General features: G+C 70.5%; 14 protein-coding genes and 1 pseudogene. 2 read left to right on the top strand and 13 right to left on the bottom strand.

Annotated elements, in window-relative coordinates:
* Positions 1-354 precede the first annotated feature (354 nt).
* Complete coding sequence (locus GT042_RS23830) at positions 355-921, bottom strand: SMI1/KNR4 family protein (protein WP_161310772.1); 567 nt, start codon at positions 919-921, stop codon at positions 355-357.
* 483 nt (positions 922-1,404) lie between these two features.
* Here GT042_RS23830 and dapA point away from each other — a divergent pair, with 483 nt between their 5' ends.
* Complete coding sequence (gene dapA / locus GT042_RS23825; protein WP_161310769.1) at positions 1,405-2,304, top strand: 4-hydroxy-tetrahydrodipicolinate synthase; 900 nt, start codon at positions 1,405-1,407, stop codon at positions 2,302-2,304.
* A gap of 69 nt (positions 2,305-2,373) precedes the next feature.
* On the opposite strand, the gene dapD is transcribed toward dapA, so the two are convergent.
* From dapD to GT042_RS23805, 4 genes are all read right to left on the bottom strand, one after another.
* The gene (gene dapD / locus GT042_RS23820) at positions 2,374-3,372 is read right to left on the bottom strand and encodes a 2,3,4,5-tetrahydropyridine-2,6-dicarboxylate N-succinyltransferase (protein ID WP_161310768.1); all 999 of its coding nucleotides are present in this window, start codon (positions 3,370-3,372) and stop codon (positions 2,374-2,376) included.
* Positions 3,373-3,538: 166 nt separating this feature from the next.
* A complete protein-coding gene (locus GT042_RS23815; protein WP_161310767.1) occupies positions 3,539-3,742 on the bottom strand; it encodes a hypothetical protein in 204 nt (67 codons plus the stop codon).
* A gap of 43 nt (positions 3,743-3,785) precedes the next feature.
* Complete coding sequence (locus GT042_RS23810; RefSeq protein ID WP_161310766.1) at positions 3,786-4,322, bottom strand: TetR family transcriptional regulator; 537 nt, start codon at positions 4,320-4,322, stop codon at positions 3,786-3,788.
* Positions 4,323-4,350: 28 nt separating this feature from the next.
* Positions 4,351-4,671, bottom strand: coding sequence for a multidrug efflux SMR transporter (locus tag GT042_RS23805; RefSeq protein ID WP_161310765.1), 321 nt, complete (start codon positions 4,669-4,671; stop codon positions 4,351-4,353).
* Positions 4,672-4,728: 57 nt separating this feature from the next.
* Between GT042_RS23805 and GT042_RS23800 the strand changes: the two genes are divergently transcribed.
* Complete coding sequence (locus tag GT042_RS23800) at positions 4,729-5,808, top strand: hypothetical protein (protein WP_345943890.1); 1,080 nt, start codon at positions 4,729-4,731, stop codon at positions 5,806-5,808.
* Between the two features lie 75 nt (positions 5,809-5,883).
* On the opposite strand, the gene GT042_RS23795 is transcribed toward GT042_RS23800, so the two are convergent.
* The 8 genes and pseudogenes from GT042_RS23795 to GT042_RS23760 all read right to left on the bottom strand — a co-directional run.
* Positions 5,884-6,222 carry a metal-sulfur cluster assembly factor gene (locus GT042_RS23795; protein ID WP_161310764.1) on the bottom strand — a complete coding sequence of 113 codons (339 nt, stop codon included), beginning with the start codon at positions 6,220-6,222 and terminating at the stop codon, positions 5,884-5,886.
* Positions 6,219-6,719: a Fe-S cluster assembly sulfur transfer protein SufU gene (gene sufU, locus GT042_RS23790; RefSeq protein WP_161310763.1), complete on the bottom strand. Its 501-nt coding sequence runs from the start codon at positions 6,717-6,719 to the stop codon at positions 6,219-6,221. The genes GT042_RS23795 and sufU overlap by 4 nt, the downstream gene beginning before the upstream one ends.
* 10 nt (positions 6,720-6,729) lie before the next feature.
* Positions 6,730-7,965, bottom strand: a complete 1,236-nt coding sequence (locus GT042_RS23785; RefSeq protein ID WP_161310770.1) for a cysteine desulfurase — start codon at positions 7,963-7,965, stop codon at positions 6,730-6,732.
* 47 nt (positions 7,966-8,012) lie between these two features.
* On the bottom strand, positions 8,013-8,777 hold the full coding sequence (gene sufC, locus GT042_RS23780; RefSeq protein ID WP_161310762.1) for a Fe-S cluster assembly ATPase SufC: 765 nt from the start codon (positions 8,775-8,777) through the stop codon (positions 8,013-8,015).
* Between the two features lie 6 nt (positions 8,778-8,783).
* Positions 8,784-9,107 carry a non-heme iron oxygenase ferredoxin subunit gene (locus GT042_RS23775; RefSeq protein ID WP_161310761.1) on the bottom strand — a complete coding sequence of 108 codons (324 nt, stop codon included), beginning with the start codon at positions 9,105-9,107 and terminating at the stop codon, positions 8,784-8,786.
* A gap of 2 nt (positions 9,108-9,109) precedes the next feature.
* Complete coding sequence (sufD, locus tag GT042_RS23770; RefSeq protein WP_161310760.1) at positions 9,110-10,291, bottom strand: Fe-S cluster assembly protein SufD; 1,182 nt, start codon at positions 10,289-10,291, stop codon at positions 9,110-9,112.
* 85 nt (positions 10,292-10,376) lie between these two features.
* A complete protein-coding gene (gene sufB, locus GT042_RS23765; RefSeq protein ID WP_161310759.1) occupies positions 10,377-11,798 on the bottom strand; it encodes a Fe-S cluster assembly protein SufB in 1,422 nt (473 codons plus the stop codon).
* Positions 11,795-12,173: pseudogene (locus GT042_RS23760) on the bottom strand (transcriptional regulator); the annotation flags it as partial. The gene sufB and the pseudogene GT042_RS23760, both read right to left, overlap by 4 nt.

The raw sequence follows: 12,173 nt of genomic DNA, 5'->3' as shown, positions 1-12,173 counted from the left end.
GCTCCGCGTCCGAGGGCAGCCGCACCGGCGGCAGGGAGGTGCGATCTCCGGGCATCTGGTGGTTCTCCTCGCGGCGTACACGGTCGGGGCGGGCCCCCGGCGCGGCGTACACGGTCGGGGGCGGCCCCCAGCGTAGACGTATCCGGCCCCTCGCCACCGGCTCACCGGGCGCCCCGGCCGATCCTGAGGGCCGGCACCCGTGTGTGGTGTTCTCGGGAGCGGTGGTCACGCACGGTCCCGGTGATGGCCTGTCGGCGCGCACCCCCTGACGCGCGCCCTCATCACCCGGTCCGACCCTGAAGTCCGACCGTGCCGTGCGGTGGAACTCAACGCTCCCGAGGCGGTAGTGGTGGGTCAGACCACGACGTCGTACCAGGGCCGGCGGGTGGTGGACCAGAGTCCGACCCAGCCGGCGAATCCGTCACCCGCGGCCGTGGCCCCGAACACCGCCCCGAACGGTGCCGCGCCCACGTCGCTGATGTTCCAGAGCCGGCCCCGCTGCGGGCCGGTGACGACAAGGTGCCAGTACATGCCGCAGCCGTCCGTGCCCAGCACCACGCTGCCGTGGTTGCTGACCGCGTCGATCAGCGGCTCTATCTCCTCGTACGGGCGTGGGTCGTCCTCCCACACCCAGGCCTCGGTCAGCGGGAAGGGCTCGGCGAGCACCCGCTGGGTCTCGTCGGGCCCCCAGTCGGCGGGCAGCGCCGCCAGCGGTATGAGTCCGTCGATGTCGGGTGGTCCCTCGCTGCATCCGTCGCATATCTCGGCGACCAGCGTGCGGTACGGCTCCGGGAGGACGACGTCGTGGGCGCGCTCGAAGGCGCGGACCCCGTCCCAGCCCAGCGGCGGCAGACAATGCTCCGCCGGGAAAGCCGCGCGCAGCGCGTCCAGTTCGCCCCTGTCGGCGTGTTCGTTGTCCATACTCTCCATGTTCTCCATTGGACCAGTGCGGGACGGCTGTCGACCATCGGCGCACCGGTCGGCCCGACGCCCCTTCCGGCACCGAATTGTTCGGTGCCCCGTCGCCCACGGGCGGCAGATCGCCCCGCTCCACGGGCGCGGTCGGGAGGTTCTTGGGCAGCAGCGCGTCCAGCTCCGCGTCGTTCGCGGGGCGGGCGGCGGCCGCGGCGCGGCGCAGGGTGTCGCGGTCCACGGTGTCGTCCGCGTGTCCCGCCGACGGGGGTACCGGGGATGCCGGTCACCCGGACCAGTTCGATCGCGGACTGCGAGTACCGCGCCCGCGCCTCCAGTAACGAGTCATGCCGTGCATCCTGCCCCATTCCGAACACGTTATCGATCCCCATTCGACGCCAATGTCGGACAGGTCTTCGTACAGCGCCGCTTCATCGTGAACGCGAGAAAATCTAAGTAGACCTTCACGGTGGAGTGGCGGACACTGCGAACATGACCACTCCGCGTCCGTTCGGCCGCGCTCTGTGCGCGATGATCACCCCGTTCACCACGACAGGCGCCCTGGACCTGGACGGCGCCCGCGAACTCGCGGCGCGTCTGGTGGCCGAAGGATGCGACGGGCTGGTCCTGAACGGCACCACCGGGGAGTCCCCCACCACCACGGACGCGGAGAAGACCGCGCTCGTCCGGGTCGTGCGCGAGGAGGTCGGCGACCGCGCCCATGTCGTGGCGGGGGTGGGCAGCGCCGACACCCGGCACACCGTCGCGCTGGCACGTGACGCCGAACAGGCGGGCGCGGACGGTCTGTTGGTCGTGACGCCGTACTACAGCCGCCCTCCGCAGGCCGCCGTCGAGGCGCACTTCCTTCGGGTCGCGGACGCGACGGGCCTGCCGCTGATGCTGTACGACATCCCGGGCCGCACGGGCACCCGTATCGAGCCCGCCACGCTGCTGGCGCTGGCCGCCCACCCCCGGGTGGTGGCGGTGAAGGACTGCGCGTACGACCTGCTCGCCAGCTCCCTGGCGATCGCCCGGACCTCCCTCGCGTACTACTCGGGCTGCGAGGAGCTGAACCTGCCGCTGTACGCGGTCGGCGGCGCCGGATACGTCAGTACGGTGGCGGGCGTCGCGCCCCGGCAGATGCGGGCGGTGCTCGACGCGTACGACTCCGGCGACCGCGCCGAGGCCGTACGGCTCAACCAACTCACCCTGCCGCTGGTCGAGTCGATGATGGCGTCGGGCCTGCCGGGCACGGTCACCGCGAAGGCGCTCCTCGACGGCCTCGGGCTGCCGGCGGGCCCGGTCCGCGAACCGCTGCTGCCCGCCGGCCGGGAGACGGCCGACGGGCTGCTGGCCACGTACGGGGAGTTGCTGCACGCGGCGCGGGACTGACGCGACAGAGGTACGGCTCCGCCGGCGGTACGAAGCCCGCCGGTGGTACGAACTCCGCAGCGCGCCGGGTCAGTTGTGCTGGTGCAGGATGTCGTTGAGGCCGCCCCAGACCGCGTTGTTCGGGCGGACCTCGACCGTGCCCGTGACCGAGTTCCGGCGGAAGAGCATGTTGCTCGCGCCGGACAGCTCACGCGCCTTGACGATCTGGCCGTCGGGCAGCGTGACGCGCGTACCGGCCGTGACGTACAGCCCCGCCTCGACCACACACTCGTCGCCGAGCGCGATGCCGATGCCCGCCTCCGCGCCGATCAGGCAGCGCTCGCCGATGACGATGCGCTCCTTGCCGCCGCCGGAGAGGGTGCCCATGGTGGAGGCGCCGCCGCCGATGTCGGTGCCGTCACCGATGACCACTCCGGCGGAGATCCGCCCCTCGATCATCGACGTGCCGAGCGTGCCCGCGTTGAAGTTGACGAAGCCCTCGTGCATCACGGTCGTCCCGGCGGCGAGGTGCGCGCCGAGGCGCACCCGGTCGGCGTCGGCGATCCGGACGCCCTTGGGCGCCACGTAGTCGGTCATGCGGGGGAACTTGTCCACCGAGGTCACCTGGAGGTGCAGGCCCTCCGCGCGGGCGTTGAGCCGCGCCGCCTCCAGCCCCTCCACGGGGACCGGGCCGAGCGAGGTCCAGGCGACGTTGGCGAGCACGCCGAACAGCCCGTCGAGGCTCTGGCCGTGCGGCGGGACCAGGCGGTAGGAGAGCAGGTGGAGGCGGAGGTACGCGTCGTGCGCGTCGAGCGGCTTGTCGTCGAGGGAGGCGATGACCGTACGGACGGCGACCACCTCGACCCCGCGTCGCGGGTCGGGTCCGACGGCCTTGGCCGCGCCTTCCCCGAGCAGTTCCGCGGCGCGCGCGGCGGACAGCCGCTCCGTGCCCGCCGGTCCCGGCTCGGCGAGGAGTTCGGGCGCGGGGAACCATGTGTCGAGGACGGTCCCGTCCTCGGTGAGCGTGGCGAGCCCGGCGGCGGCGGCGCCGGTGGTACGGGGGGAAGCGGAGGAAGACGTGTCGGTCATGCCCTGAACTTAACCGTCCCGGGCCCGCTCGGGCCAACCGGTCCGGGCCGACGGGCACATGCCCGGACCACCGCCGCATGCCCGGACCGCCGGCACACGCCCGGACCACCGCCGCGTGCCCGGACACCGCCGGCACACACCCGGACCGCCGGACAGCCGGCCGGACTCAGCTCAGCCTGTTGCCCTCGGCCCCGCCCGCCGGGTGGTCGACGTCGTCCTCGGCGCGCGGCAGTTCACGGTGGCCCTCGGAGTGGTGGTTGACCCAGCCGCAGACCCCGCAGCTGTAGCGGCCGTCCAGCCCGGCGATCAGCGTGCCGCACTGCCTGCACTCGGCGTAGGTGATCTCGGGACCCGAGGGAGGGATGCTCACCGGCCCAACCTACCGCCGGGACGACAGGGGATGACACGGCACGTCAGGGGATGAGCCGCCGCAGCATCTCGCGCGCGTACGCCGCGTCGTACACCGCGTCCGTGAGCAGCACCTGGAGGCAGATCCCGTCGATCAGCGCGACCAGCGCCCGCGCCGTGACGGGGTCGGTGCGCCGCGCCAGGATCTCGGTGACCGCGTCCGCCCACTCGGCGGCGACCGGCCGCAGCACGGGCCTGCGCAGGGCGGCGAGGTAGAGGTCGAACTCCAGCTCCACGCCCGTACGGTCCCCGGCGAGCCACTCCCCGATGATCCTGGCCAGCTCGCCCGCCATGTCGGACGCCGGGTCGGCGAGCGCCTCGCTGTCCCGTACGGCCGCCGCGAAGCCCTCGTTGACCTGCCGCAGGGCGGCGGCCAGCATGTCGTCCAGCGAGGCGAAGTGGTACGTCGTGGAGCCGAGGGGCACGTCCGCCTCGGCGGCCACGGTCCGGTGGCTGAGCCCGGCGATCCCGCTGTGCCCGACCACCCGCAGCGCGGCGTCGGTGATGCGCTGGCGCCGGTCGGGGTCGTAGCGGCGGCTCATCGGCGGGCACCTCCGGGGTGGTGGCTCATCAGTGGGCACCTCCGAGGTTGAGGACGACCACCCCGGCGATCACCAGGGCGAGCCCGGCGATCTTCACGGGTCCCGCCGACTCGTTCATGAAGATCATGCCGATGGCGGCGATCGCGGCGGTGCCGGTGCCGGCCCAGATCGCGTAGGCCGTGCCGATGGACAGGGTCTTGAGCGTCTGCGCGAGCAGGCTGAAGGCGATCAGGTAGCCGGCCACGGTCAGGAGCGAGGGCCAGAGCCTGGTGAATCCCTCGCTGTACTTCATGGCCGTCGTACCGGCCACCTCCGCCGCTATCGCCCCGGCGAGCAGTCCATATCCCATATGGACGAGTGTACACATCGATGCGTACGACCGTACACAGCGCCGACCCGCTACGGTGTGGCGTTCGAACGTGAGCACGAGGCGGGGGGCCGGACAGTGGCGCAGGGCGCGGGGACGTACGGGAACGGGCCGTACGGATGGGGAGGGGGCGGCTGGGCGCCGCCCAAGCCGGGGGTGATACCGCTGGGGCCGCTCGGCCTGTCGGAGATCATGAACGGCGCCTTCGCGACGGTGGGGCGCTACTGGAAGCCCCTGTTCGGCGTGGCCTGCGCGGCGTACGGCCTGGCGGCGCTGGTGGTCGGCGCGGCGGCGTGCATCGCCGTGGCCGCGGTCGGCCTGTCCACCCTCGGCGACCTGGACACGGAGTGGGACCGGTCCGCCGGACTCCTGGTCGCGGTGTGCTGCGTCGCGGCCGTCGGCCTGGTGGCGGTCCTGTTGGCGACCGCGCTGACCACGGCCGCCTGCCCGGCGGTCGTCCAGAACGCCGTCCTGGGCCGCCCGGTCACCTTCGGCCCGCTCTGGCGCCAGGCGTCCGCCCGCGTCCCCGCGGTCCTCGGCGTGATGCTGGTGACGGGCCTGATCGGCCTGGTCCCCGCCCTGCTCCTCGCGACGGGGGTGGCGGCCTCCGTGGTGGCCGTCGTCAGCACGTACGGCCCGGGGGACGCGACGGCCTTCATCGCACTGGGCTTCGCGGGCTTCCTGGTGACGGCTCCCCCGGCGGTCTGGCTCTGGACCCGCTTCACCCTGGCCCCGACGGCGGCGGTGGTGGAGTCCCAGGGCCCGCTCACGTCCCTGCGCCGCTCGTCCCTGCTGGTCCGCGGCTCCTGGTGGCGTACGTTCGGCATCACCCTGCTCGCGTACGCGGCGGCCTCCGCGGCCGTCATGGTCGTCCAGCAGGCACTCAACGTCCTGGGCCTCGTCGCGGGCCCGGCCCTGGCGGCCCCCGACAACCCGGCCGACACCACGGCCCCGCTCGCCCTGCTCGTGATCCTCGTCCCCCTGGGCCTGGCGGTCCAGCTGGTCACCCAGATCGTCACCACGGTCTTCCCCCAGCTGGTCCTGAGCCTGATCTACCTGGACCGCCGCATCCGCACCGAGAACCTGGCCGCCCACCTGTCCCGGGCGTCCACCCCCTGAGCACGCCCGAGGGCCCCCGACCGCACAGGTCGGGGGCCCTCGGGAACGCCGCGAGTCGGACGGGTCAGGGGAGACTCAGACGTTGAAGCCCAGCGCGCGGAGCTGTTCGCGGCCGTCGTCCGTGATCTTGTCCGGGCCCCACGGCGGCATCCAGACCCAGTTGATCTTGAGTTCGCTGACGATGCCGTCCGTCGCCGACTTCGCCTGGTCCTCGATCACGTCCGTCAGCGGGCAGGCCGCCGACGTCAGGGTCATGTCCAGGGTGGCGATGTTGGCGTCGTCGATGTGGATGCCGTAGATCAGTCCGAGGTTGACGACGTCGATGCCCAGTTCGGGGTCGACCACGTCGTACAGGGCCTCGCGGACCTCCTCCTCGGAGGCGGGGGTCATGGTCACGGTCTCGTTGTCGCTCATGCCGTCTCCTTGGTCGGGCGGTCGTTCTGGCCGTCGTCCTGGCCACCGGCCGGGGTGGCCGCGAGGGCCTTGGCCGTCGCGTCCTTCCAGGCCATCCAGCTCAGCAGGGCGCACTTGACGCGTGCCGGGTACTTCGAGACGCCGACGAACGCGACCGCGTCCTCCAGCACCTCTTCCATCGCGTCGTCCGGTTCCAGCTGGCCCTTGGACTGCATCAGCTCCAGGAAGGTGCCCTGGATCTTCTGCGCCTCGGCCAGCTCCTTGCCGACGAGGAGGTCGTTCAGTACGGACGCGCTGGCCTGGCTGATGGAGCAGCCCTGGCCCTCGTACGAGACGTCCGCGATCAGCGAGCCCTCGTACCGCACCCGCAGGGTGATCTCGTCACCACAGGTCGGATTGACATGGTGCACCTCGGCGTCGCCGTCCCGCAGACCGCGCCCGTGGGGGTGCTTGTAGTGGTCCAGGATGACGTCCTGGTACATCGAATCCAGCTTCACGGCTCAGTCCTCATCCGAAGAAGTTACGGACGTGCTCCAGCCCTTCGACCAGAGCGTCGACCTCGGCGGGTGTGGAGTACAGATAGAAAGACGCCCGCGTGGTCGCCGGAATTCCGTACCGCAGGCAGACCGGCCGCGCGCAGTGGTGGCCGACCCGGACCGCGATGCCCTGTTCGTCGAGCACCTGCCCCACGTCGTGGGGGTGGATGTCTCCCAGGGTGAAGGAGATCGCGGCGCCGCGCTCCTCGGCCGTGGCCGGGCCGATGATCCGCAGGTCGGGCACCTCCAGCAGGCGCCGCACCGCGTACTCGGTGATCGCCTGCTCGTGCGCGTGGATCTTGTCCATGCCGATCGCGGTGAGGTAGTCCACGGCCGCGCCGAGGCCGACGGCCTGGGCGATCGGGGGCGTACCAGCCTCGAACTTGTGCGGCGCGGGGGCGTACGTCGACGAGTGCATCGACACGGTCTCGATCATCTCGCCGCCGCCCAGGAACGGCGGGAGGTCCTCCAGCAGCTCCTGGCGGCCCCAGAGGACGCCGATGCCGGTGGGACCGCACATCTTGTGGCCGGTGAAGGCCACGAAGTCGGCCTGGAGGGCCTGGACATCCACCGGCATGTGCGGCGCGGCCTGCGAGGCGTCGATCAGGACCAGGGCGCCGACCTGCTGCGCCCGCCGGACGATCGCCTCGACCGGGTTGACCGTACCGAGGATGTTGGACACCAGCACGAAGGAGACGATCTTCGTCTTCTCGGTGATGATCTCGTCGATGTTCGACAGGTCGAGCCGGCCGTCGTCGGTGAGGCCGAACCACTTCAGCTTCGCGCCGGTGCGCTGCGAGAGCAGCTGCCACGGCACGATGTTGGAGTGGTGCTCCATCTCCGTGATGACGATCTCGGTCTCGTGGTCCACCCGGTAGGGCTCGTCGGCCCAGCCGAGCATGTTGGCCACGAGGTTGAGCGACTCCGAGGCGTTCTTGGTGAAGATGACCTCGTCGCGGCTGGGCGCGTTGATGAAGGCGGCGACCTTGTCACGCGCGCCCTCGTACAGCGCCGTGGCCTCCTCGGCGAGCACATGCACGCCACGGTGGACATTGGCGTTGTGCTGCTCGTAGTACTCGTTGAGGGCGTCGAGGACCTGGCGCGGCTTCTGGGACGTCGCCGCGTTGTCCAGGTAAACGATCTTCTTCCCGTCATGGACCACACGATCCAGCAGGGGGAAGTCCTTGCGGATCGCCTCGTCGAGCAGCCGTCCCGACGGCGTGCTCGACGGTGTGAGGAGGCCCGGCAGCTGTGTCACGCGGTGACGCCACCCTTCGTGTACGCCTCGTAGCCCTCGTTCTCCAGCTTGTCGGCCAGCTCCGCGCCGCCGGACTCGGCGATACGGCCCTGGGCGAAGACATGCACGAAGTCGGGCTTGATGTAGCGGAGGATCCGCGTGTAGTGCGTGATCAGCAGGGTGCCGACCTCGCCGGTCTCCTTGACGCGGTTGACGCCTTCGGAGACGACCCGCAGGGCGTCCACGTCGAGGCCGGAGTCGGTCTCGTCGAGGATCGCGATGTGCGGCTTGAGCAGTTCGAGCTGGAGGATCTCGTGGCGCTTCTTCTCGCCGCCGGAGAAGCCCTCGTTGACGTTGCGCTCGGCGAAGGCCGGGTCCATCTGGAGGCGTTCCATGGTCTCCCGGACCTCCTTCACCCAGGTGCGCAGCTTGGGGGCCTCGCCGCGGATCGCGGTGGCCGACGTCCGCAGGAAGTTCGACACGGAGACGCCGGGGACCTCGACGGGGTACTGCATGGCGAGGAAGAGGCCGGCGCGGGCGCGCTCGTCGACGGTCATCGCGAGGACGTCCTCGCCGTCGAGGGTCACCGTGCCGCCGGTGATCGTGTACTTGGGGTGGCCCGCCAGCGAGTACGCGAGGGTCGACTTGCCGGAGCCGTTGGGGCCCATGATGGCGTGCGTCTCGCCCTGCTTGACGGTCAGGTCGACGCCCTTGAGGATCTCGCGGGGGCCGCCCTCCGCCTCGACGGTGACGTGCAGGTCGTTGATTTCAAGCGTAGCCATAGGGGCTCAGGACTCCTGGGTGACGGAGACGAGCACATCGTCCCCTTGGATCTGTACGGGGTATACGGGGACGGGGCGCGTCGCGGGAAGGCTCGACGGCTTGCCGGTACGGAGGTCGAAGCTGGAGCCGTGCAGCCAGCACTCGATCATGCAGTCCTCGACCTCGCCCTCGGAGAGCGACACGTTCGCGTGCGAGCAGATGTCGTTGATCGCGAACACCTCGCCCTCGGTGAGGACGACGGCGACGGGCGTGCCGTCGAGTTCCACCCGCTTCGGGGTGTCCTCCTCCAGCTCGCCGAGGCCGCAGACGCGGACGAAGGTGGTGGGCACGCTCACAGCGTCGCCTCCAGCTCCGTCTCGATCTTCGTCAGCAGGCGCTCCTCGACGTCGGGCAGTCCGATCTGCTGGACCAGCTCGGCGAAGAAGCCGCGGACGACGAGGCGGCGCGCCTCGGCCTGCGGGATGCCGCGTGACATCAGGTAGAAGAGCTGTTCGTCGTCGAACCGGCCGGTCGCCGAGGCGTGTCCGGCGCCGGCGATCTCACCGGTCTCGATCTCCAGGTTCGGCACGGAGTCGACCCGGGCGCCGTCCGTGAGGACGAGGTTGCGGTTCATCTCGTACGTGTCGGTGCCTTCGGCCATGACGCGGATGAGCACGTCGCCGATCCACACGGCGTGGGCGTCCTGGCCCTGGAGCGCGCCCTTGTAGGCGGCGTTGGACTTGCAGTTCGGCGCGTTGTGGTCGACCAGGAGGCGGTGCTCCTGGTGCTGGCCGCGGTCGGTGAAGTAGAGACCGAACAGCTCGGCCTCGCCGCCGGGGCCCGCGTACCGGACGCGCGGGTGGAGCCGTACGAGATCGCCGCCGAAGGTGACGACGATGGACTTGAAGGAGGCGTCCCGGCCGACCAGCGCGTTGTGCTGGGCGACGTGGACGGCCTTGTCGTCCCAGTCCTGGACGGAGACGACGGTGAGCTTCGCGCCGTCGCCGATCAGGTAGTCGACGTTCCCGGCGAGCACCGCGTCGCCGGTGTGGTCGATGACCACGACGGCCTCGGCGAAGGCGCCGAGCTCGATGACCTGGTGCGCGTAGGCGGTGCCGCCCTCGCCGTGGACGTCGATCCTGATCGGTTCGGCCAGGACGGTCTCCTTGGCCACCGAGACGACCGAGGCCTTCTCGAAGGAGGAGTACGCCTGGGCGGCGATCCGGTCCACCGGCGTACCGGCCTTGCCGATGCGCGCGTCGTCGCGGCCGACGGTTTCGACGGTGACGCCGTCGGGGGCGGTCACCTCGACCGTGACGCTGCCGTCCGTGGCGACGGCGGTGCCGTCGTGCAGGCCACGCAGCCGCTCCAGCGGCGTGAACCGCCACTCCTCCTCACGGCCGTGAGGGACGGGGAAGTCCGCCACGTCGAAGGAGGGGGGCGCGCTCATGCGCGTGGCGACGGTCGACTCGGCGGCCACCGCGATCGAACCGGCGGTGGTGGAGCCCGCCGGAATGTTCTGAGCCTCAGCCATGGCTGTCGTGGTGCTCACTCTCTGCCTCTGGGACGGGGGAACGAGGGGGCCGGGCGGGTCTCCGCCCGGCCTGGTGGCGGGTCCGTCAGCCGACGGAGCCCTCCATCTGGAGCTCGATCAGCCGGTTGAGCTCCAGCGCGTACTCCATCGGCAGTTCCTTGGCGATGGGCTCGACGAATCCGCGCACGATCATCGCCATCGCCTCGAACTCGGAGAGGCCGCGGCTCATCAGGTAGAAGAGCTGGTCCTCGGAGACCTTGGAGACGGTCGCCTCGTGGCCCATGGACACGTCGTCCTCGCGGACGTCCACGTACGGGTAGGTGTCGGAGCGCGAGATGGTGTCGACCAGCAGCGCGTCGCACAGCACGTTGGACTTGGAGCCGTGGGCGCCCTCGCCGATCTCGATGAGACCGCGGTAGGACGTACGGCCGCCGCCGCGCGCCACCGACTTGGAGACGATGTTCGAGGAGGTGTTGGGGGCCATGTGGACCATCTTGGCGCCGGCGTCCTGGTGCTGGCCCTCGCCCGCGAAGGCGATGGACAGGGTCTCGCCCTTGGCGTGCTCGCCCATCAGGTACACGGCCGGGTACTTCATGGTGACCTTGGAGCCGATGTTGCCGTCGACCCACTCCATGGTCGCGCCCTCGTACGCCACGGCGCGCTTGGTGACGAGGTTGTAGACGTTGTTCGACCAGTTCTGGATGGTCGTGTAACGGCAGCGGCCGCCCTTCTTGACGATGATCTCGACCACGGCGCTGTGCAGCGAGTCCGAGGAGTAGATCGGGGCCGTACAGCCTTCGACGTAGTGGACGTACGCGTCCTCGTCGACGATGATCAGCGTCCGCTCGAACTGGCCCATGTTCTCCGTGTTGATACGGAAGTAGGCCTGGAGCGGGATGTCGACGTGCACGCCCTTCGGGACGTAGATGAACGATCCGCCGGACCACACGGCCGAGTTCAACGACGCGAACTTGTTGTCGCCGACCGGGATGACCGTCCCGAAGTACTCCTGGAACAGCTCCGGGTTCTCCCTGAGCGCGGTGTCGGTGTCCTTGAAGATGACACCCTTCTCCTCCAGGTCCTCACGGATCTGGTGGTAGACGACCTCCGACTCGTACTGCGCGGCGACACCGGCGACGAGGCGCTGCTTCTCCGCCTCGGGGATGCCGAGCTTGTCGTACGTGTTCTTGATGTCCTCGGGCAGGTCCTCCCAGGACTCCGCCTGCTTCTCCGTGGACCGCACGAAGTACTTGATGTTGTCGAAGTGGATGCCGGAGAGGTCGGAGCCCCAGCTCGGCATCGGCTTCTTGCCGAAGAGCTTGAGGCCCTTGAGCCGGAGCTTGAGCATCCACTCCGGCTCGTTCTTCTTCTGGGAGATGTCGCGCACGACAGCCTCGGACAGACCGCGCTTCGCGGCGGCGCCGGCGGCGTCCGAGTCGGCCCAGCCGAATTCGTACGTGCCCAGGCCATCGAGTTCGGGGTGGGCGGTCTCCGTGGGGAGCGTCATGCGGGGTTCCTCCCGGCTTTGCTTTCGGATGCTTGATCGGTTGTCTCGGGGGACGCGGTCTGCGCTCCGCCTGTCTGCGCTCCACCGGTCTGCGGGGACGCGGTGGCTCGGGGGATGAACGTCGTGCAGACCCCGTCGCCGTGGGCGATCGTGGCCAGCCGCTGTACATGCGTACCGAGCAGCTGGGAGAAGAATTCCGTCTCCGCCTCGCACAGCTGGGGGTACTGCTCCGCGACGTGCGCGACCGGGCAGTGGTGCTGGCAGAGCTGCTCGCCCTGCTGGTTCGCCGCGCCGCGCGCCGTGGCAGCGTACCCGTCGGCGCTCAGGGCCTTGGCCAGCGCCTCCGTGCGTTCGCCGGGCCCGGCGGCCCCGACC

It is taken from the genome of Streptomyces sp. SID3212, from assembly GCF_009865405.1.
Taxonomy (GTDB): Bacteria; Actinomycetota; Actinomycetes; order Streptomycetales; family Streptomycetaceae; genus Streptomyces.
Note: the sequence above shows the minus strand (reverse complement) of the source record. Positions and strands in the feature narration are given on the sequence as shown.

Bases quoted from the DNA above. Each gene is read 5' to 3' on its own strand.
- sufD (WP_161310760.1), bottom strand. From the start codon at position 10,291: ATGGCTGAGGCTCAGAACATTCCGGCGGGCTCCACCACCGCCGGTTCG.
- GT042_RS23830 (WP_161310772.1), bottom strand. From the start codon at position 921: ATGGACAACGAACACGCCGACAGGGGCGAACTGGACGCGCTGCGCGCG.
- GT042_RS23810 (WP_161310766.1), bottom strand. From the start codon at position 4,322: ATGAGCCGCCGCTACGACCCCGACCGGCGCCAGCGCATCACCGACGCC.
- GT042_RS23805 (WP_161310765.1), bottom strand. From the start codon at position 4,671: ATGGGATATGGACTGCTCGCCGGGGCGATAGCGGCGGAGGTGGCCGGT.
- dapD (WP_161310768.1), bottom strand. From the start codon at position 3,372: ATGACCGACACGTCTTCCTCCGCTTCCCCCCGTACCACCGGCGCCGCC.
- dapA (WP_161310769.1), top strand. From the start codon at position 1,405: ATGACCACTCCGCGTCCGTTCGGCCGCGCTCTGTGCGCGATGATCACC.
- sufB (WP_161310759.1), bottom strand. From the start codon at position 11,798: ATGACGCTCCCCACGGAGACCGCCCACCCCGAACTCGATGGCCTGGGC.
- GT042_RS23795 (WP_161310764.1), bottom strand. From the start codon at position 6,222: ATGAGCGACAACGAGACCGTGACCATGACCCCCGCCTCCGAGGAGGAG.
- sufC (WP_161310762.1), bottom strand. From the start codon at position 8,777: ATGGCTACGCTTGAAATCAACGACCTGCACGTCACCGTCGAGGCGGAG.